Origin of the sequence: Paenarthrobacter nicotinovorans, from assembly GCF_021919345.1 — a bacterium.
GTDB classification, from domain to species: Bacteria; Actinomycetota; Actinomycetes; order Actinomycetales; family Micrococcaceae; genus Arthrobacter; species Arthrobacter nicotinovorans.
Genome location: NZ_CP089293.1, coordinates 3,396,846 through 3,416,124, shown reverse-complemented (window position 1 = coordinate 3,416,124; position 19,279 = coordinate 3,396,846). Strand labels below are relative to the sequence as shown.

The window sequence follows — 19,279 nt, the reverse complement described above, 5'->3', positions numbered from 1 at the left end:
GCACCCAACACGAAAGGGGCGGGGTCACCATCACGGTGACCCCGCCCCTTTTCGCGTTACCTGCATGGTCAGGGACGCAGGGGCAGTGAAGCCGGGTCAGGGACGCAAGGTCAGGGGACGACGGCGGCCGTCCACGTCGGTGGTCGGCCACCGCTCGTCTACGGTCAGGACGCGCAGGCCGGAATCCGTGAGCAGTACGGTGTCCTCGATCTTCACTCCGGGCCCGGATGGGTTCCACGTGAAGGGCTGGTTGAGGACGATGGTGTCCGTGACCTCTGCGGTGACCCGGGGGTCGCGGCCCGCGTAGCCTGCGGGACCACCCTGGTGGTGAAGCGTCCACTGATCATCACCGAATCCGTGGCGGGCGTAAGCTGCCTTGATCCCGGTGAAGACCTCGTTGAGCCGTGCTCCCGGGACCGTGGCCCGGAAAATGTCGGCCTCCACTTCTGCGATGCGGGCCTCGGCGTCGAGCTCAGCGGGAGTGCCGGCGTCGAAAGCCACCCACCGGGTCACGTTGGCAACCAGGCCGTTCCGGCGTGCGCACACCACGGCCATGGCACGGCGGCCGATCGGGGAGTGGGTGGCCAAGGGATGCCGGAAGTCGCTGCGGCCGGCACCGTTGCAGAGGAGGACCAGTGGCTCGGCGCCCACAGACACAATGCGGGCGGCCAGCTGCGAGACCAGTTCGAATTCCGTTGTTTCCGGGGTTGCGGCCGTCAGGACGTCTGTCATCGCCCGCGCCGCATCGACTGAAAGCTCGGAGTACCGGGCTGTTTCGGCGGGGAGCAACTGCTGGCGGGCAGCCCGCAGCTCCGCGGTGACGGCTGCTTCCACCAGCGGGTTGCCGTCGAGGGCCAGGGCCGCCGCTGCCGCATGCAACTGCCCGTGCCACGGCACAGTGTCCAGGCTGACGCCCGCCGGCAATTCTTCGGCAGCTATCCGCCCGGCCTCGTTGTTGAACGTGACCAGGTGGTCGCCGCTGCGGTCCACCAGGAGGGCCGCAATGGGGTCTCCGGCCAGGCTGATGTGCACCCGGCTGCCGTCCAGGTACCAGGTGAGGGCGGTGTTGGACGTGAGCAGCAATGAGTCACGGCCTGCAGCGTCAAGGATGTCTAGGACCCGACGACGCTTCACGGCACGGTCTGCAACGTTTCCCGGAGCTGTCGTTGCCGGAACCGCAGCGGATTGAGTAGGTATGGTCATGACTGTTCCCCCAAAGTGGTGATGAGTTGTTCGATGTCCTGTGTCGCGAGGAACCCGTCCGCGATAAGTACGGTCACTGTCCGGTGGACCGGGCGGCCGGGCTTCGTCGCCACGGGCCGGTCCCACGCCAGGGAGAGCCCGACGCCGGGATAGCCGGCGTGCCGGACGAACCAAGGGTCCGGAGCCTGCGGAGCGGCCAGAAAGACGAGTGTGGCGGGGTGTCCCAGCCCGGGATCGCCCGTGGCCTGCGCCGCGCCGGAGGTCCCGGCGTCGAAAGTTCCCGACCACGCCAGCCACGGTGTAACGCTGCCGTGCACGGCGTCCTCGCCCCGGGCTTCCGGGGTCCAGATGGTGGCATCGCCAACCTTCGGCAAACGCCAGAAGAAGCCGCCGTAACCGCCCTGTGGCCGCCCGTTGGAACCCGGGCTGCCCAGCAGCACAGGACGGCCGGTGGCGGACTCCAGTGTGAAGTCCAGCGTCAGTTTCCACGCGGAATTCCCGACGGCGGCCCAGCGCCACCCGCGCTGCTCGCGGAGCACAGGAGACCCGTCAGGCCCTACCCAGCTCAGCTGCTCCTGCCTGTACCCGTCGCCCTGTTCCGCGGAATCAAGGACGATCCTGCCGTGGTCCTTCCGCCAGACATAGGCTCCGGCATCACGGGTGTAGGTCCTGCCTCCCCAGAAGTTGATGCCATCCACGTCCTGGAGGGCCACGCCCGCTCCCAGGTGCCACACGTGGTCCTCCGGGATGTGATCGGTCACGACGGTTCCGGCCAGGGTTCGCACAGGGTGGAGGTACGGACGCGGCGAAGATGTTGCCCGGATGAGGGACCCGTCCCGGAGAGTCGCAACAGGGGTTCCGTTGATCTCGAGCGTGGGCCCACCGGACACAGTCCATGGAGCGCCGAGCTCCGCGAAGGTTGATTGGCCCAGTGCTGCCCGTTGGATCAGGGATTCAATGCCGTGGACTACGGGGTGGGCGTCATCGCCGTCGCCCTCCCATGTCACCCGGTCCGGGTGTATCGGCCGTGGTGATTCGGCAGTGCGGATGGCCTCGAGGACCGCCATGTATGCGCCGGCGCCGCTGAGGGGGCTGAGCAGTTCCGCTTCGCTCCGTGCACCCAACAGGTTCTCCAGCAGGTCGGCACGGCCGAAGGTTTCGGTCCGGACCCCCTCTGCGGTGGTGATCTCCACGCGGTCTTCCGTGTAGGAGAGCGTGAGCTGGCCCCGCGTGCCGAACACGGTGACCGACGGCTCGGACTGTACGGGTGCGCAAAGCGTCAGTGCGCAGGTCAGCACGGTGCCGTCCGTTGTCCGCACCCGGACTACGGAGGTGTCGTCGCTTTCGGTGTCGTTCGCCCTGTAGAGGTCCGTATCCACGGACTGCACATCGGCCACGGTCCGGGCACCTGCAAGTCGCAGCCCGGTTGCCACGGCGTGAGCCAGGGCATTGGTGGCCACGCCGTCCACCACGTCCGTTCCGTTGAGGCTGCGCTTGCCCGCCCAGCGGGAACGCTTGAAGTATGCCTTGTTCCGCAGCCACAACCCCGTGGCGCTGATGCCCCGGACCTCGCCGATTCCGCCGGATTCCACCAGGGCTTCGATCGCGGGAAGGGCTTCTGAACCCAGGCTCTGGAACCCCACTTGCACCAGTCGTCCGGCGCTCGCCGCAGCTGCCATCACTTCCTCGTATTGCGCCATGGACGCCACGGGCGGCTTTTCCAGATACACATTGGCCCCGGCCTGGAGGGCAGCGAGTGCCAGGGGCGCGTGCGTCTGGATCGGCGTGGAAACGATGACGACATCGGGGGCCGTCCCTGCAGCGAGGAGTTCGTCGAGGGAAGCGAAAACTTCCACTTCGGGGCCGACAGTTCCGTCGGCCGGTTGCAGCGGATCGGCGACGGCCACCAGTTCAAGGACGCCGTCAGCGCCCAGGCGCTCAAGGTTTTCCAGGTGCCTTTCGCCGAAGCCGTGCACACCCACCAATGCGATGCGGGGAAGCCGGGGGCGGGCGTCCACTGTGACGGTGGTTGAGGGTTGGGTCATGAGTCTGTCCTAGTGCGGTCCGGTAAGGGTGAATTGATGCGGTGCCGGGGCTGCAGGGAGGTGGCGAGGAACGCCGCCGCCTCCTCCTGCATGGCCGGGGTGAAAACGTGTGGTTCCTGCCAGAAGCTGCCGGTGTACAGCCCGCGCGGCAGTTGCCGGGACAGGCGGGCGTGGGCGTCGCGCATTCCCTGCTCGGGGAAGAGGGCGTCAGCCATTGCGTACTGGACCAGCACACGGGCCGGGGACCGCGTGGCCAGGTCCGGCCAGTCCCCGAGCTTGGCGAGGCCGGGGGAGTGCAGCAACCACGAGTGCGCATCCAGGTACGCTGGCAGCAGCGAGGCGAAGGTGGTCATCATGCACGTCACCACATAGCTGCGGATCACAGGGCTCAGGGCAGCAAGCATCAAGGCCCGGCCGCCCCCGCCTGAAAACCCGAGGCAGGCTATCCGGTCCCGGTCCACCCCGGGCAGCGTGGCGAGGATTCCCAACGCCGCCAGATCGTCGTGGGCAACGGTCCCGGCAATGGTGGTTCCCATGAGTGCCGCCGCTTTCGCCACGGTTTCCTCATGGACCGCCGCCGCAGCGTCGTAGCGTTGCTGCGCGGAAGGTTCGACGCCGGCCTCCCGCCAGAGTGCCTGCTGGCCGTCAACTGCGGTAGCCGCCCGCCGCGGCAGGGGATCCAGGACGAACCGGCGGCTGCCCCACATGAAAGCGTCGTGGGCCAGGACAGCGAAACCCTGCTGTGCCAGCCACGTAGCGAGTGCCCGCCCGCCGTAAAGACTGGCCCGGATTTCCAGAGGCGGGATCCCGGCGTCGTGACCGGCGGGCTGGCCGGGCTGATTTTGGAGGGCCACCAATCGCTCGGCGCCGTAGAACTTGATCCCGCCATGGCAGTGCAGGGCGAGCACGGCCGGAAGCGGGCCGGTAACTTGTGCAGGGCGTACAAACCAAGCGGCTGTCCGGGGCCCGAAGCCCAACTGCCAGGACAGCGAAGAGGTGATGACGCCGTCGTGCTTCGTCTCCCGGTGAGTCGTGTACGAAAGGCCCGAAGCTATTGCGGGCACGCCCAAGATATCGGCCAGGTCCCTGCGCTCCGGGGAGTCCGCCTCATGGCGATGGGATGCCAGGTAGACGGGCCAGTCTTCGTAACCACCCAGCGCGGTGGGGCGGGTGGATGGCCCTGCCACGTCAGTTCGGGTCATGGCAGGCGGGGTCGGTGGGAAACAATGGTGTCCTGCCTTGTCGATGCGGAGGGTATGCGAATGCGCACGCCGGGCTTCTTCAGCGTGGAAAACCGTATTGGGCGAGTTCGCAAGAAAACGCTTTCTCAAAAATTAGCAAAAGGCTGTACATGGGTCAAGAAAACGTTTACTTTGGTACGGAGCCGCTGAAACCGGGACCCGCATCCTGGCACTTCGAAGGGGTAGCGCCAGAGCATCGGCGACGTCCCGGCAGGCAAACACCAACCACACTCGTACTCCGTGGATGGCCACGATGACCAAAGGAGACCACATGGCCGCATACGAATACGCGGGGACGCCGCAAGGCGCCCGCGGGACGGCGAGGGGGAAGCAATGAGCGCTATTGGCGAACTCTCAACCATGACGCGCCGCAAGGGCCCCATGACCAAGGAAGAGAAGAAGGCAAACGGGCGCGACAACAAGGCCGCCTACGTCTTTCTCCTTCCGTGGCTGCTTGGCCTGGCGGTCATCACGGTGGGGCCCATGCTCATGTCGCTCTACCTGTCCTTCACGGACTACAACCTCCTCCAGCCCCCGGAATGGGTGGGCCTGGACAACTTCGTCCGAATGTTCGGCGATGCCCGGTTGCACAACTCGCTACGGGTCACGTTCACCTACGTGCTGGTCGGCGTACCTCTGCAGCTGGCGGTTGCCTTGGTGATCGCCCTCGTCCTGGACAAGGGCCTTCGCGGTTTGCCGTTCTACCGTTCCATCTTCTACTTGCCCTCCCTGCTGGGCGGCTCCGTGGCTGTTGCCATCCTCTGGAAGCAGATCTTCGGCACCACCGGTCTGGTGAACCAGGTCCTGGCGATGATCGGAATAGAAGGGCCGGGCTGGATCTCGGATCCCAATACCGCTCTCGGCTCGATCATCCTGCTCCACGTGTGGACCTTCGGCAGCCCCATGATCATCTTCCTGGCCGGGCTGCGGCAGATTCCGGTGATGTACTACGAGGCAGCCAAGGTGGATGGGGCCACCACGCTCCAGCAGTTCTGGCGGATCACCCTGCCCATGCTGAGCCCCATCATCTTCTTCAACCTGGTGCTGCAGATCATCGGTTCGTTCCAGTCGTTCACCCAGGCGTTCATCGTCTCCGGCGGCAACGGCGGCCCCTCAGACTCCACCATGTTCTTCACCCTGTACCTCTACCAAAAGGGCTTCGGCCAGTTTGATATGGGCTACGCCTCAGCGATGGCCTGGTTCCTGCTGGTCATCATCGGTGTCTTCACTGCCATCAACTTCATCGCTTCAAAGTATTGGGTGTTCTACGATGACTAAACTCCAGACCCTCCCCGCCGCTAATGGCGGTTCCGCCGAAAAGTCCGGGAAGAACCCACGCCGGCGTGAATCCCGCGGAAGCCTGGCTTTCAGCCGCAGTGCCCGCGTCAAAGGCCTGATCAAGCACGCGATCCTCATCATTGTGGGCGGCGTGATGATCTACCCCCTGCTGTGGATGGTGATCTCTTCCCTGCGGCCGAATGACCTCATCTTCCGTGAGCCCGGACTGTGGCTGAACAACCTTGAAATGGGCAACTATACGGATGGTTGGTCGGCGCTGACCCACCCGTTCGGTCATTACATGATCAACTCGGCGATCGTGGTCCTGGGCTCGATTGTTGGCAACCTGGTTTCCTGTTCCATGGCTGCCTATGCGTTCGCCCGGCTGCAGTTCACCGGCAAGAAGCTGTTCTTCGGCATCATGCTGCTGACCATCATGCTGCCGTTCCACGTGGTGATCGTTCCGCAGTACATCCTGTTCTCGCAGATCGGCTGGGTAAATACTTTCTGGCCGCTGATTGTGCCCAAGCTGCTCGCCACGGATGCGTTCTTCGTGTTCCTGATGGTCCAGTTCATCCGCGGCATTCCGAAGGACCTCGATGAAGCAGCGCGCATTGACGGCGCAGGGCACCCCAGGATCTTCCTCCGGGTCATCCTTCCGCTGATGGTCCCGGCCCTGGCCACCACCACCATCTTCACCTTCATCTGGACCTGGAACGACTTCTTCGGGGCCCTGATCTACCTGACGGACCCGGACATGTTCACAGTTCCCGTCGCCCTTCGTGCCTTTGTCGATTCGCAGTCGGCCACCAGCTGGGGATCGCTGTTCGCGATGTCCATCGTGTCCCTGCTGCCGGTCTTCCTGGTGTTCCTCTTCGGCCAGAGGTTCCTCATCAAGGGCATCGCCACCACCGGTATCAAGTAGACGTGCCGGTCTCCATCCGGAGGGGGGCGGCCCCCTCCGGGTGAGTGGCCGCCGTCGGACGTCCCGAACAAGAACAAAATGGTATCTTGTCATACAAGAATGTGACTTGTATCATAAATACCAAGCAAGAAAACGCTTTCTCAGTCTTTCCATCGCATCAGGATCAACGAAGATCGGAGACATCAGTGCCCGTACATTCAGAGGGTGAAGCAGTCGCCCCCGCAGCAGCAACGTCAACAGGAGGACCCTTGGTGGCCAAGGCCAAACGCACCAAGCGCAAGCTCCGAGCCTCTGCCCTGATCGCCGCTACGGCCGCAGCGGTCCTTGCACTTACCGCCTGCGGCGGAGGTTCGGAACCCAAGAGCGCCGACGGCAAAGTGGAGCTCCGCTTCTCCTGGTGGGGTGGGGACAAGAGGGCCCAGCTGACGCAGGAAGCCATCAAGGCGTTCGAAGCCGAGAACCCCAACATCACCGTCAAGGCTGAGTTTGGCGACTGGTCCGGATACTGGGACAAGCTCGCGACGCAGGTCGCTGCCAACGACGCTCCGGACATCATTCAGATGGACGAAAAGTACATCACCGAATACTCCACCCGAGGCGCTTTGCTCGACCTCTCCAAGTACGACATCGATACCTCCAAACTCGATGAAGCTGCGCTGAACGCAGGCAAGGGCGAGAAGGGCCTCACAGGCATCGCGGCCGGCATCAATGCAGCGACAATCCTCGCGAACCCGGCAGTCTTCCAGGCTGCCGGCGTCCAACTCCCGGACGACAAGACCTGGACGTGGGAAGACTTCGAGCGCATTGCCGCCGAAGTGACCGCCAAGTCTCCCAAGGGGACTTACGGTGCCGCAGCCTACGGCACGGACGAGGCTTCGCTCGGGGTCTGGCTGCGACAGAACGGCAAGTCGCTCTACACCCAGGACGGCAAGCTTGGCTTCGAGCCCAATGACATCAAGGGCTACTGGGAATTCCTCAAGGAGATGAGCGAGAAGAAGGCAGTCCCGTCGGCGTCGGAAATCGTTGAAGCGGAAGCTGCGCCGCTCGACCAGAGCGGGCTGGCAACCGGCAAGAACGGTATGGCGTTCTGGTGGTCCAACCAGCTCCCCGCCCTTGAGAAGGCAGCGGGCGGCGAACTCCAGATCCTCCGGTTCCCGTCCAAGACGGGCAAGGCTGACGATGCCGGGCTTTGGTACAAGGCCTCACAGTTCTGGTCCGCGTCCTCAAGGACCAAGCACCCTGAAGAAGCCGCCAAGTTCATCGACTTCCTGACCAACAACGTCAAGGCCGGCGAGATCCTCCTCGCTGACCGCGGCGTCTACCCGAACTCCGAGGTCCGGGAGGCTATCGCGCCCAAGCTGGCCAAGGCAGACGTCAAGGTGGTTGACTTCATCAGCGCCATCAAGGACGAGCTCGGTGATGCGCCGGCGGCTCCGCCGAAGGGTGCAGGTGCCATCCAGGAAATCATCAAGCGCTACACCTCGGAAGTCATGTTCGACAGGCTTTCGGCGGAAGAAGCAGGCAAGAAGGCAGTGGACGAAATGAAGTCCGCCATCAGTTAGCAGCGTCGCAGCAGGAACCGTGCCCCGGGCTGATCATTCGTGATCCGTCCGGGGCACGGTTTTTTGCGTGCCGGTCAGCTTTCGGCGATGACTGCGACGGCGCCGGCGGGAACCACTCCACTGAAGCGGGCCCCGCTGAGGAGGTCCTCGCCGTCGGCCTTGACGGTGGCGTCCTCGGTGCTGTGGTTGATGGCAAACAGGAAGGTCCGGCCATCGTCGCACCGCCGGCGTGACAGCTCGACGCCGACGGAGGCCTCGGTCACCGGCCTCACCCCGGCTTCTTCAACCAGTCGTGCGGTCAGCGCTTCAATCCCGGCGGCGTCCGGGAGGGTGGCGAGGTACCACGCCGATCCCGTCCCGACGCTGCGCCGGGTCAGTGCCGGAACGCCCTCCAGCGGGTAGCCGGTGAACGTCGCCTCCACGTGTGTCGCCGGTTCCGCGTGGACGTGTTCGCTCCAGACCGAAGCGTCAGTGCCGTCGCTCAGGGTGATGGTGGTGCCGGGGAACAGCGGGTGGAATTCCTCGCTGCGGATTCCCAGGAGATCCCGGAAAGCGCCGGGGTAGCCACCCAGGCGCACATGGTCCCTCTCGTCCACGATGCCGCTGAAGTAGCTGATGAGGACAGTGGCTCCACCTGCCGCGGCTGCGGCGATGGAAGCTGCTGCCGCATCTGTCACGGAGTACAACGTGCACACCAGGATCAGCTCGTAGCCGGACAAATCGGCGCCGGGATGGACGAAGTCGGTGCTGATTCCCTGCAGGTAGAGTGCCCGGTGGAAGGCCCGCATGGTGTCCAGATACTTCAGCGAATTGCTCGGATGCGAGTCCAGTTCCGAAGCCCACCAGGCCTCGTAGTCGAACACGATCGCCACCTTGGAGTCCACCCGTGAACCCTTGACCGGTTCCAGCTTGGACAGGGCTTCTCCGAGCTCCACGACGTTCCGCCACACCTGGGTTTCGCGTCCGCCATGGGGGACCATGGCGGAGTGGAACTTCTCTGATCCGGCTTTGCTTTGCCGCCACTGGAAGAACATGACGGCGTCAGCGCCGCGGGCCACGTGGCTGAGGGAGTTGCGCAGCATTTCGCCGGGCATTTTGGGCTGGTTGTGCGGCTGCCAGTTGACCGCTGATGTCGAGTGCTCCATCAGGATCCAGGGCGCGCCGCCTGCCACGGCGCGGGTGAGATCGGCACTGAAGGCCAGTTCGATGTGGCGCTCGGGGTCGGCGGCCACCAGGTAGTGGTCGTTTGCCACGACGTCCATGTCTTTGGACCAGTCGAAGTAGTCCAGTGACTTGGTAGCGCTGGACACCATGAAGTTGGTGGTGGCCGGAATGTCAGGTGTGACCTCCCGGATGACTGCCAGCAGTTCGCGGTAGTAGTCGATGAACACCCACGAATTGAAACGGGCAAAATCAAGTTGCTGCCCTGGGTTCAGGGTGGTGGGGGCGGCACCCGGCGGGATGATCTCGTCAAAGGACGCGTAGTGCTGGGACCAGAAGGCCGTTCCCCACGATTCGTTGAGTTCTTCAATGGAGCCGTACCGCCGCTCGAGCCAGGCCCGGAACGCGGCTGCGTCTTCTTCGCCGTGGAACTCGCCCACGTGGCAGCCGAGTTCATTGTCCACGTGCCAGAGGGCCAGGGCCGGGTGGTCTTTATAGCGTTCGGCGATGACCCTCGTCATGGTGGTGGCGTACCTGCGGTACACGGCGGACGACGGCGTGTAGTGGCGTCGGGAGCCCCTCTCAAGTCTGGTTCCTTCCGCCGTGACGGGCAGGATTTCGGGGTACTTGCGGGCCAGCCATGCCGGCGGTGATGCGGTAGCTGTGGCCAGGGCAACCTTGATGCCGGCTCCGTGGAGGTTGTCCATGACATCGTCCAGCCAGGCGAAATCGTAGTTGCCCTCGGTGGGTTCAAGCAGGCCCCAGGAGAAGATCCCGACGCTGAGGAAGGTGACGCCCGCTTCCTTCATAAGTCCGATGTCTTCCAAACGGACGTCCTCGGGCCACTGTTCCGGGTTGTAGTCACCGCCGTAAGCGATGCCGTCCAGGCTGCTCCACACGTCGGGGCGGTGGGGTGTTTCGGGGGAGGTCATGGGGACTCCTTGCTCGGGTTGCCGGATTTGGATGGAAGCTGTGTGTGGAAATGGGCGAAACCCACTGTCTTTGGAAAACGCTTGCCCAGATGGTGCATTGAGGATATTGTATCGATTCAGAACGAGTGTAAGCGAGATCACTGCCACGTTGCAGAAACTCGGAAAGCTTGCACCAACTGAGCAAGGAGGCTCTCATGATCGACAGAAGGAAATTCCTCACCACGGTGGCTCTCGGCACTGCATCTGCCGCGTTCCTCTCCGCTTGTGGCCAGTCGTCGTCGTCCAGCGGACAGACCGGTTCCGCGGACAACCCCGTCACCATCACCTACACCTGGTGGGGCAACGACGACCGTGCCGAACGCACCCGCAAGGCCATTGCGTTGTTTGAGTCCAAGAACCCGGACATCAAGGTCAACGGCAACTTCTCGGACTTCGCGGGCTACTGGCAGAAGCGTGCTACGGAGGCCGCCGGCGGTGGCCTGCCGGATGTGATGCAGTGGGACCTGTCCTATCTGCGCGATTACGGGCAGCGGAACCAGCTCCTGGACCTGGGCACCGTAAAGATCAACACGGACGCCTTTGAGAAGTCCCTCCTTCCGTCGGGCCAGATCCGCGGCAAGACCTACGGCATCCCCACCAGCACCAACGCCTTCGCGGTGTACTACGACCCCGCCAAGCTCGCTTCACTGGGCATTGCGGAGCCGGACGGTTCCTGGAACTACAAGGAATTCAACGCGTTCCTGGCTGAGGTTGGCGCCAAGGGTAACGGCACACTGTTCGGCGGCACCGACTACACGGGCATCTGGTGGAACTTCAACATCTGGCTGCGGCAGAACAACATCAAGGCCTTCACCGACGAAGGCAAACTCGGTTTCTCCAAAGACGACCTGAAGAAGTGGTGGAACCTCACCGCGGACCTGCGCGGTACCGGTGCGATTGTGGGCGAAGACAAGGCCACCCAGCTGCTGCCCAAGTCCCCGTTCGGTTCGAATGTCACCGCTACCGAAGTCACCTGGGACAACTTCATGGCCGGGTACCTCGCGGACAGCGGCGCCAAGGAACTCAAGCTGGTGCCGGTCCCATCGGATGATCCGGACAACCTGGGCCTGTTCCTCAAGCCGTCCATGTTGATGGTGGCCAGCGCGAAGACCAAGTACAAGGACGCTGCTGCACGCTTCATCGACTTCATGGTCAACGATCCCGAGGTCGGCCAGATCTTCAAGACCTCCCGCGGTGTACCGGCGTCGAAGACCCAGCGCGACGGAACCACCTTCGAAGGCACCGACAAGCTCGTCGTCGATTACGAGAAGTCCATTGAAAAGTACCTGAAGGACGCACCGGAGCCGCCCATCGTTGGTTTCGGCACCCTCGAGTCCACGTTCAAGCGGGTCACCCAGGACCTGAACTACGGAAAGCTCACCGTGGACGGCGCAGTGGATGCGTGGTTCAGGGAAGCCGAAGACCTCATCAAGCAGAACGCCTGATCCAGACCTTCCGTGTCTGATCCTGGCTTCCCAACTGACGGACTGATCTCGTGACTCAAAGCCCAACCCTGAGCAGGCGCACCGCCTCCGCTCCCTCGCAGCCGCGCAAGTCGCGGCGGCGCGGGGCGGACGCCCGCGCCGGCTACACCTTCCTGCTGCCCTGGCTGCTGGGATTCATCGCCTTGACCGTAGGACCGATGATTTCCTCGCTGTACCTTTCCTTCACCAACTACAACCTCTTTGATGCCCCCAAATGGATCGGCTTCGATAACTACACCACCCTCTTCCAGGACGAACGCTTCCTGCAGTCGGTAGGTGTGACCCTGCAATACGTTGTCTTCGGTACCCCGCTGAAGCTCGCGGCGGCGTTGGCCATCGCGATGCTGCTCAACAGCAAACGCAAGGGCCAGGGTTTCTACCGGTCCGCGTTCTACGCCCCGTCCCTGATCGGCGCATCGGTGTCCATCGCAATCGTCTGGAAGGCCATGTTCGGCGATTCCGGCCCCGTGGACCAGGGACTGTCCTTCTTCGGAATCAACCTCGGTGGCTGGGTGGGCAACCCCAACATGACCATGGGCATGATGATCCTGCTGACCGTGTGGCAGTTCGGCGCCCCCATGGTGATCTTCCTCGCCGGCCTCAAGCAGATCCCCACGGACCTTTACGAAGCAGCGTCAATGGACGGCGCCGGACCGGTCCGGAAGTTCCTGAACATCACCTGGCCCATGCTGTCCCCGGTGATTTTCTTCAACCTCCTGATGGAAACCATCCACGCGTTCCAGATCTTCGCCTCGGCCTATATCATCTCCAACGGTGAAGGCGGCCCGGCAGGATCCACCCTCTTCTACACCCTTTACCTGTACTTGCGCGGTTTCTCCGATTTCCGGATGGGTTACGCCTCGGCGATGGCCTGGCTCCTGGTGATCGTGGTCGGCATCATAACGCTGATCTTCTTCAAGACCTCCAAGTCCTGGGTCCACTACAGCGGTGATTCAAAATGACAACCACGGCAACGCCCATCCAGTCCACGCCAAGCACTCCGGCGCCGGCCTACAACCCGAAGTCCGAATCCGTCATGGCCAAGCGGATCAAGAGCGCCATCTTCCACATTATTGCCCTGGCACTGGTGGCCATGGTTCTCTACCCTGCCCTGTGGATGATCACTTCCGCCTTCAAACCGAACTCCGAAATCGGCGGCGCGAACAACGCGTTGTGGTCGAACAACTTCAGCTTCGACAACTTCGCCACGGCCATGGAAGGCATCGGCGGGGTCTCCACACTGACGTTCTTCACCAACTCGCTGATCCTGGCCGTCGGCGCCGTGGTTGGAACGGTCCTTTCAGCGTCCATCTCCGCCTACGCCTTCGCCCGGATCAACTTCCCCGGCCGCGGACTGTTCTTCGGCATGATGATCGCCACCCTGCTACTGCCTTTCCACGTGGTGATCATTCCGCAGTACATCGTGTTCCAGCAGCTGGGCCTCGTAGACACCTACGTGCCCTTGCTGATCGGCAAGTTCCTGGCAGCGGATGCGTTCTTCGTGTTCCTCATGGTCCAGTTCATGCGCGGACTGCCGGCCGAACTGGACGAAGCAGCGCGTATCGACGGCGCAGGACACGTCCGCATCTTCGGTTCCATCATGCTCCCGCTCATGAAACCGGCCCTGATTTCCACGTCGATCTTCTCCTTCATCTGGAGCTGGAACGACTTCCTGGGGCCGCTGCTCTACTTGAACACCCCCGAGAAGTACCCGCTGCCGTTGGCATTGCGGCTCTTTGTGGACCAGACCCAGTCATCGGACTACGGAGCGATGATCGCCATGTCGGTCCTGGCCCTCCTGCCCGTGCTGGTGTTCTTCCTGGTCTTCCAGCGCTACATCGTCGAAGGCGTTTCAACACAAGGCCTCAAAGGCTAGGGGAGAGACAGAAATGAGCACCATGGACGCCACTGGCAAGTCCTCGCCGAAGCCCGGGATTCCGGTCAACCGCTTTGCCCTCTTCGCCGAGACCATCCTGGCGGGAGTCATCGTGCTCCTCCTGTCCATCCCCTTGGTGACGGCGCCGGCTGCCTATGCGGCCGGCGTCGCACACCTGGAGAGGCACCTCAGCGGCAGGGACGATTCGCTCCGCAGCCTGTGGGGGAATTTCCGCCGTGCGCTGCCCGGCAGCTGGAAGATCGGAATCACGACGGCGGCAGCCGCCGTCGTGATTGTCCTGAACCTGCTGCTCGCCCTGGTGGGCCAACTGCCCGGCCGGGCAGTCATCCTGCCCGCCACGCTGATCCTGGCTGCGGCCGGCGCCGTGCTGTTCCTTCGGATCGTCGCAAATTGGAGCGGGGGAGTGACCTGGGACGGCGACGCCGACCGGCACCCCGCCGATGTCCCCGGACCACAGCGCTGGTCTGCTGCCTACTCCAGCGCCAAGGCTGATTCGCTCCGTGACTGGAGCGGCTCACTGCTGCTGCTCGCGGCCGTGTTCATGGCAGTGGTGTTCGTCTGGATGTTGCAAGCCTTGTTCGTCATTGTCCCCGGAACCCTGGTCCTGGCCGCTGCGGCCGTCAAAATCCGCTCCCACCACTAGGAGTTTTTGTACAGCTGATGCCCTAAAGAAGCCTTCTTAAAGGCATCAGCTGTACAAAAACTCCCCACCGACCCAGCTGAATCGAGCAGACCCCCAGTGTCGCCGCGCCCCTTTCCACCGCGCCTTTTTCCACGTCGATCCACCCCCACTCAGCCTGCAAGCCCACGGGCCCGCTCGGTCGAGACCTGGCACTATCCGTTGCGGCACCACAACTACCGGATCTTTGTGGCCCTCTCATTGGTGGGCAGCGGCGGGGTCTGGATGCAGCGTTTGGCCCAGGACTGGCTGGTTCTCCAGCTCACGGGCAGCCCGGCCGCCGTGGGTCTTGCCGTCGCGCTCCAATTCCTGCCCATGCTGGTGGTGGGCCCGGTCAGCGGTGTCCTGGTGGACCTATTCCCCAAACGCCGCATTCTCGTTGTTTGCCAATCGGTGGCCGCCGTCCTGGCTGCCGGGCTCGCTGTCTGGAACGCGATGGGAGGCAGCGACGTCTGGGTTGTCTACGCCGCGTGCATCGCACTGGGAGTAACCAGCGCCATTGACGGCCCCGCACGGCAGGTTTTCGTCAACGAAGTGGTGGGCGACGCCGGGTTGCCGGCGGCCATCGGACTGAACAGCGCCATCGGCCAACTGGGGGCCATGGCCGGACCCGCGCTGGCAGGCGTTGTCATTGCCCAGGCAGGCCCGGCGGCGGCGTTCGCGGCCAATGCCTGCCTTGGCGTAGCGGTCCTGGTGATGACCGCAGCCATCAGGCCCGGGGAACTCCATCACTCGCCGGTGGTGCCTGATCCTACGGTGCGAAAAGGCCGGGTATTGGCTGGATTCCACTTCGTCCGTGCCCGCCCACGACTCCTCCTCACCATGCTGCTGGCAGGCTTGCTGGGTGCCTTCGGAATGAACGGTCCTGTGGTTCTGGCCGCCTTCGCCGACCGGGTCTGGCACGGCGGTCCCGCAGGCTTCGGTTTGTTCAACACCGTCAGTGCCCTCGGCGCGTTGGCCGGGGCGCTGGTGGCTACCCGGATCAAGCGCTTTGGCCGGAAAGGAATCGTGGCCAGCGCAGGCCTTTTTGGGTTGACACAAGCGATTGCCGCCGTGATGCCAACGCAGGAATGGTTCGTGGCCATGCTCGTGGTGGTTGGCTTCATGACGCTCGTCTTCCTCACCAGCGCGGCCACTGCCGTGCAGCTTGAAGCCGGCGCGCATGTCCGGGGCCGGGTCCTGGCGCTCTACTTTCCGCTGCTCCTGGGTGGCCATGCGTTGGGCGGGCTGCTCGCGGGGTGGCTCACCGAAGACTTCGATGTGCGGACCGGTCTGGTGGTGACCGGTGCCCTGGGCATGGCCTCCGCCGTGGTCATTGGCCTCCTGATGTGGGGCTCAGGGCGTCGTCGCGTCCAGCCGTAACCAAGTCGTCGATCTCCCGCAGATCCAGCAAGCCGTCACTGATCCAGACGGAGTTGGTCCGCGTCAGCGTCTCACCGGCAGCCAACTCGACGGACTCATCCCAGGCCAGAGCCGAGCCAACGGCCGGGTAGCCCCCGCACCTGACGAACCATGGGTCCGCCGACTCCCGGGGTGCGGCGAACACCAAGGTGGCAGGGCCGGCGTCGAACTCTCCCGTCCAGGCCAACCAGGGCGAAACCGAGCCGTGCACGGCGGATTCGCCGTCGGCTGTGGAGGAAAAGACGCGCGGCGAGGCGTTTGCCGGAAGCCGCCAAAAGAATCCGCCGTAGCCGCTGCCGGGGGCACCATGCGATCCCGGGCTCCCCAGCGAGGCGTCGACGACGGCGGTGAGCCGGGTCCGGATGTCCAGTCGCCACGTGCGGGCGGTGATGGCGGTCCGTTCGAAGGTCCGGCGTTCCTGGAGGAGGAGGCTGCCGTCCGAACCGAACCAGTCGAGGTCCAAGGCGGTGTGGTCGGCAGCGCGGGCAGCAGCGGCGATCTCGATCCGGCCGTGGTCCATCAGGTCCACGTACTTTCCGGCGCTCCGCCGGTAGCTTCGACCTCCCCAGAAATTGCTCCCGTTGACGTCCTGCAGCGCGAAACCAGCCCCTAGGTGCCAGACGTGGTCCGACGGAAGATGGTCCGTCACCACTGTCCCGGACGGGGTGCTGACGGGGTGCAGGTAAGGGCGGGGCGAGAGCCAGGATTCGAGGCCACTCCCGTTCCGAAGGACGGTGTCGGACGGTCCGTTCGCGAACAGCGGTTCGGTGTTCGTCGTTGCCTGTCGTGCCCAGGGTAGGCCCAATTCGGCGAAGGTTGCGTGGGCATGCGTCGCACGTTCCACGGCGTCCTGGATGCCCGGAATCACTGCATGGGCCTGCTGGCCTGTACCCACCCACTCCACGAAGTCCGGCGAGATCGGCTGGGGCGGTTCCGCAGTGCGGATGGCTTCCACAACACGCATGAACGCACCGCTGTGCTGGAGTGGACTGATCAGCGGTACGCCGGTGGCCAGGTGCTCTATCAGGTTCCCGGTGAGGTCGTCGCGCCCGAAGACACGGCTGCTTTCGCCCGCCTCCGTGGTGACGGCCACGCGGTCCTCGGTGTAGTGGAAGACAGCTGTTCCATTAGTGCCCTGCAGGGTGATGTATGGTTCCACTGATTCGGCCGAGCAGAGGGTGAGGGCGCAGGTTATCGGTAGGCCGCTGGCGGTCCGGAGGCGGATCACGGAGGTGTCGTCGGCTTCAATGTCGTTCGCGCGGTACAGGTCGGTTTCCACCGAGGCCAGGTCAAGTGGTTCGCGTGCCCCGGCGATGCGCAGGGCCGTCGCGATCGCATGGGCCAAGGGGTTGGTAGCCACGCCGTCCACCACGTCGACGCCGTCCAGGCTGCGCTTTCCGGCCCAGCGCGAGCGTTTGTAGTAGGCCCGGTCCCGGACCCAACGCCCGGTCGCCGTGATTCCCTTGAGGGTGCCAATGCCGGGGAAGTCCGCCGTGGAGTTGCCGACCGCCAGTTGTTCCAGTGCGGCCAGGGCGTGCGAGCCAAGGCTTTGGAACCCCACTTGGACACTCCGGCCGGTGGCGGATGCCGCTTCCTGGAGCCGCAGGAAATCCGCCATGGACGCCACAGGGGGCTTTTCCAGGTAGAGGTCCGCATGGGAGGCCAGTACGGACAGTGCCAGGGGTGCGTGGGTCTGGATGGGTGTTGCCACGATGATGATGTCCGGGCGGTGGTCCGCGGCAAGCAGTTCATCCAGTGTGCTGTGGACCGCCGTGGTACCCGGCAGGCCTCCTGCAGCAGGGGGATTGGGGTCTGCCACCGCAACAAGTTCCACCATTCCATCGGCGGCGAGCCGCTCAAGGTTGTGGAGGTGGTGAGTGCCGAATCCATGGACTCCTACCAAAGCAACCCGTGCCCGTACCGGCGTGGTTCCCGATGTGCTCTGCAAGGGCCTCGAACCCATGGCGGGCTCGAAAGATGGGGTGTCCATGGCTCTCCTCTGCTGGGGCTGCAACGAAGGCGCGTGACGTCGTCGTCGGAGTCTTTACGGTGTACTGTGCTGGCTAAGACTCTACTTAGCAAGCGCTTTCCAATGGTAGTTACAGATCAGTGTAGCGCGGTGTACGTAGAAATGTAACGATTCAAAAAAGTCGGCTTTGCCCGGTGGCGTCGCCCTCAAAACCATGACGTAGGATGTCCTCATGCCTCTCTTTGACCTCCCCCTCGAGCAACTCCGCGAGTACGTCTCACCAGCGCTCCCGCCGGCCGACCTGGATCAATTCTGGGACCGGACCATCGCCGAAGCCCGCACGGTTCCGCTCGATGCAGTGTTCGAACCGGTGGACAACTACCTCAGCGTCATCGACACGTTCGATGTCACGTTCTCCGGCTTCGGGGGAGACCGGATCAAGGGCTGGCTGCACGTGCCCGCCCACCTCGAGGCCGGGCAGCAGCTACCGGTCGCGGTGGAATACATCGGCTACTCGGGCGGTCGCGGCCTGGTCAACCAGAACACCCGCTGGGCGCAGGCCGGCTATGCGCACTTCATCATGGACATCCGCGGGCAGGGCTACGGGGGTGTCGCCGGGGATACCCCGGATCCCCACCCCTCAGCGGGCGAGGTCAACTATGCGGGCCTGATGACCCGCGGTGCCGACCACCAGGACAACTACTACTTCCGCCGGGTCTACGTCGACGCCTTCCGCGCGGTAGAGGCGGCACAGAACCATCCCGCCGTCGACCCTTCCGCGGTGGTCCTCACCGGCATAAGCCAGGGCGGCGGCATCACTGTGGCGGCTGCCGGGCTGACGGCCGGAAGGCTCGACGGCGTCATAGCCACGCTGCCCGACGTCCCCTTCCTACAGGACTTCCCGCGCGCCATCGACATCGCCCCGCGTGGTCCGTACCCGGAGATCGCCGGTTTCCTGGGCCGCCACCGCGACCGTTACGAGCCCATGCTGGCGGTGCTCAACTACTTCGACGGCGTCCACCTTGGCCGGGCGGCAAGCGTCCCGGCGCTGTTCTCAGCAGCCCAAATGGACGATATCTGCCCGCCGTCCACGGTGTTCGCGAGCTACAACAACTACGGCACTGATTCCCGGGCCAAGGGCAGCGAGCCCGCCAAGGACATCGAGGTGTACCGCTTCAACAACCATGAAGGCGGCCAGGAACACCACTGGATCAAGCAGTTGCAGTTCCTGCGCAAACTTTTGTCATCATGATGAACACGATTTGCCGGGTTTGATCGGGCGCGGTTATGGTGTGGCTATGACAAACCGTTGGTATGCGTATTTTTCGTTGGCTCTGGAGGGGCCCGCGTCTAACTGACACGCATCCAACTTTCCTTCAGAGCCAACAGGGCAGAGATGATTCTCTGCCCTTCGCCATATCCGGCGGGTTCTGAAAAGGGGCCCGCTCCGTATCCCGGACAGG

At 63.9% G+C, this 19,279-nt stretch carries 14 protein-coding genes; 9 read left to right on the top strand and 5 right to left on the bottom strand.

All coding sequences use genetic code 11. From position 1 onward, the window contains the following. Nucleotides 1-96: 96 nt before the first annotated feature. From JMY29_RS15820 to JMY29_RS15810, 3 genes are read right to left on the bottom strand one after another with little or no spacing between them, the layout of a single operon-like run. Complete coding sequence (locus tag JMY29_RS15820; protein ID WP_189075398.1) at nucleotides 97-1,203, bottom strand: M24 family metallopeptidase; 1,107 nt, start codon at nucleotides 1,201-1,203, stop codon at nucleotides 97-99. After that, nucleotides 1,200-3,248, bottom strand: a complete 2,049-nt coding sequence (locus tag JMY29_RS15815) for a DUF6807 family protein (RefSeq protein WP_189075397.1) — start codon at nucleotides 3,246-3,248, stop codon at nucleotides 1,200-1,202. The genes JMY29_RS15820 and JMY29_RS15815 overlap by 4 nt, the downstream gene beginning before the upstream one ends. After that, nucleotides 3,245-4,450 carry a dienelactone hydrolase family protein gene (locus tag JMY29_RS15810; protein ID WP_189075396.1) on the bottom strand — a complete coding sequence of 402 codons (1,206 nt, stop codon included), beginning with the start codon at nucleotides 4,448-4,450 and terminating at the stop codon, nucleotides 3,245-3,247. The genes JMY29_RS15815 and JMY29_RS15810 overlap by 4 nt, the downstream gene beginning before the upstream one ends. Before the next feature lie 372 nt (nucleotides 4,451-4,822). Here JMY29_RS15810 and JMY29_RS15805 point away from each other — a divergent pair, with 372 nt between their 5' ends. The 3 genes from JMY29_RS15805 (at nucleotide 4,823) to JMY29_RS15795 (ending at nucleotide 8,254) form a co-directional block, all read left to right on the top strand. Further along, nucleotides 4,823-5,767, top strand: a complete 945-nt coding sequence (locus JMY29_RS15805; protein ID WP_026267057.1) for a carbohydrate ABC transporter permease — start codon at nucleotides 4,823-4,825, stop codon at nucleotides 5,765-5,767. Beyond that, on the top strand, nucleotides 5,760-6,692 hold the full coding sequence (locus tag JMY29_RS15800) for a carbohydrate ABC transporter permease (protein ID WP_079580949.1): 933 nt from the start codon (nucleotides 5,760-5,762) through the stop codon (nucleotides 6,690-6,692). Before JMY29_RS15805 ends, JMY29_RS15800 begins: the two co-directional genes overlap by 8 nt. Nucleotides 6,693-6,877: 185 nt before the next feature. Continuing rightward, nucleotides 6,878-8,254 carry an ABC transporter substrate-binding protein gene (locus JMY29_RS15795; protein ID WP_189075395.1) on the top strand — a complete coding sequence of 459 codons (1,377 nt, stop codon included), beginning with the start codon at nucleotides 6,878-6,880 and terminating at the stop codon, nucleotides 8,252-8,254. Nucleotides 8,255-8,328: 74 nt separating this feature from the next. Here the strand turns inward: JMY29_RS15795 and JMY29_RS15790 are convergent, their stop codons facing one another. After that, nucleotides 8,329-10,347 carry a beta-galactosidase gene (locus JMY29_RS15790; protein WP_189075394.1) on the bottom strand — a complete coding sequence of 673 codons (2,019 nt, stop codon included), beginning with the start codon at nucleotides 10,345-10,347 and terminating at the stop codon, nucleotides 8,329-8,331. 194 nt (nucleotides 10,348-10,541) lie between these two features. Here JMY29_RS15790 and JMY29_RS15785 point away from each other — a divergent pair, with 194 nt between their 5' ends. From JMY29_RS15785 to JMY29_RS15765, 5 genes are all read left to right on the top strand, one after another. Continuing rightward, a complete protein-coding gene (locus JMY29_RS15785; protein WP_189075393.1) occupies nucleotides 10,542-11,831 on the top strand; it encodes an ABC transporter substrate-binding protein in 1,290 nt (429 codons plus the stop codon). A gap of 50 nt (nucleotides 11,832-11,881) precedes the next feature. Beyond that, on the top strand, nucleotides 11,882-12,832 hold the full coding sequence (locus JMY29_RS15780; protein WP_018776991.1) for a carbohydrate ABC transporter permease: 951 nt from the start codon (nucleotides 11,882-11,884) through the stop codon (nucleotides 12,830-12,832). Beyond that, nucleotides 12,829-13,746: a carbohydrate ABC transporter permease gene (locus JMY29_RS15775; RefSeq protein ID WP_018776990.1), complete on the top strand. Its 918-nt coding sequence runs from the start codon at nucleotides 12,829-12,831 to the stop codon at nucleotides 13,744-13,746. The genes JMY29_RS15780 and JMY29_RS15775 overlap by 4 nt, the downstream gene beginning before the upstream one ends. Nucleotides 13,747-13,759: 13 nt before the next feature. Beyond that, complete coding sequence (locus tag JMY29_RS15770; protein WP_374757492.1) at nucleotides 13,760-14,410, top strand: Poxvirus protein I5; 651 nt, start codon at nucleotides 13,760-13,762, stop codon at nucleotides 14,408-14,410. Nucleotides 14,411-14,506: 96 nt separating this feature from the next. After that, nucleotides 14,507-15,808, top strand: a complete 1,302-nt coding sequence (locus JMY29_RS15765) for an MFS transporter (protein ID WP_189075392.1) — start codon at nucleotides 14,507-14,509, stop codon at nucleotides 15,806-15,808. Here JMY29_RS15765 and JMY29_RS15760 read toward each other — a convergent pair. After that, nucleotides 15,759-17,837, bottom strand: coding sequence for a DUF6807 family protein (locus tag JMY29_RS15760; protein ID WP_374757491.1), 2,079 nt, complete (start codon nucleotides 17,835-17,837; stop codon nucleotides 15,759-15,761). The genes JMY29_RS15765 and JMY29_RS15760 overlap by 50 nt on opposite strands. Before the next feature lie 211 nt (nucleotides 17,838-18,048). Here JMY29_RS15760 and JMY29_RS15755 point away from each other — a divergent pair, with 211 nt between their 5' ends. Next, on the top strand, nucleotides 18,049-19,068 hold the full coding sequence (locus tag JMY29_RS15755; protein WP_189075391.1) for an acetylxylan esterase: 1,020 nt from the start codon (nucleotides 18,049-18,051) through the stop codon (nucleotides 19,066-19,068). The last annotated feature ends 211 nt before the right edge of the window (nucleotides 19,069-19,279 follow it).

Bases quoted from the DNA above. Each gene is read 5' to 3' on its own strand.
- JMY29_RS15820 (WP_189075398.1), bottom strand. From the start codon at position 1,203: ATGACCATACCTACTCAATCCGCTGCGGTTCCGGCAACGACAGCTCCG.
- JMY29_RS15815 (WP_189075397.1), bottom strand. From the start codon at position 3,248: ATGACCCAACCCTCAACCACCGTCACAGTGGACGCCCGCCCCCGGCTT.
- JMY29_RS15810 (WP_189075396.1), bottom strand. From the start codon at position 4,450: ATGACCCGAACTGACGTGGCAGGGCCATCCACCCGCCCCACCGCGCTG.
- JMY29_RS15805 (WP_026267057.1), top strand. From the start codon at position 4,823: ATGAGCGCTATTGGCGAACTCTCAACCATGACGCGCCGCAAGGGCCCC.
- JMY29_RS15800 (WP_079580949.1), top strand. From the start codon at position 5,760: ATGACTAAACTCCAGACCCTCCCCGCCGCTAATGGCGGTTCCGCCGAA.
- JMY29_RS15790 (WP_189075394.1), bottom strand. From the start codon at position 10,347: ATGACCTCCCCCGAAACACCCCACCGCCCCGACGTGTGGAGCAGCCTG.
- JMY29_RS15785 (WP_189075393.1), top strand. From the start codon at position 10,542: ATGATCGACAGAAGGAAATTCCTCACCACGGTGGCTCTCGGCACTGCA.
- JMY29_RS15775 (WP_018776990.1), top strand. From the start codon at position 12,829: ATGACAACCACGGCAACGCCCATCCAGTCCACGCCAAGCACTCCGGCG.
- JMY29_RS15770 (WP_374757492.1), top strand. From the start codon at position 13,760: ATGAGCACCATGGACGCCACTGGCAAGTCCTCGCCGAAGCCCGGGATT.
- JMY29_RS15760 (WP_374757491.1), bottom strand. From the start codon at position 17,837: ATGGACACCCCATCTTTCGAGCCCGCCATGGGTTCGAGGCCCTTGCAG.
- JMY29_RS15755 (WP_189075391.1), top strand. From the start codon at position 18,049: ATGCCTCTCTTTGACCTCCCCCTCGAGCAACTCCGCGAGTACGTCTCA.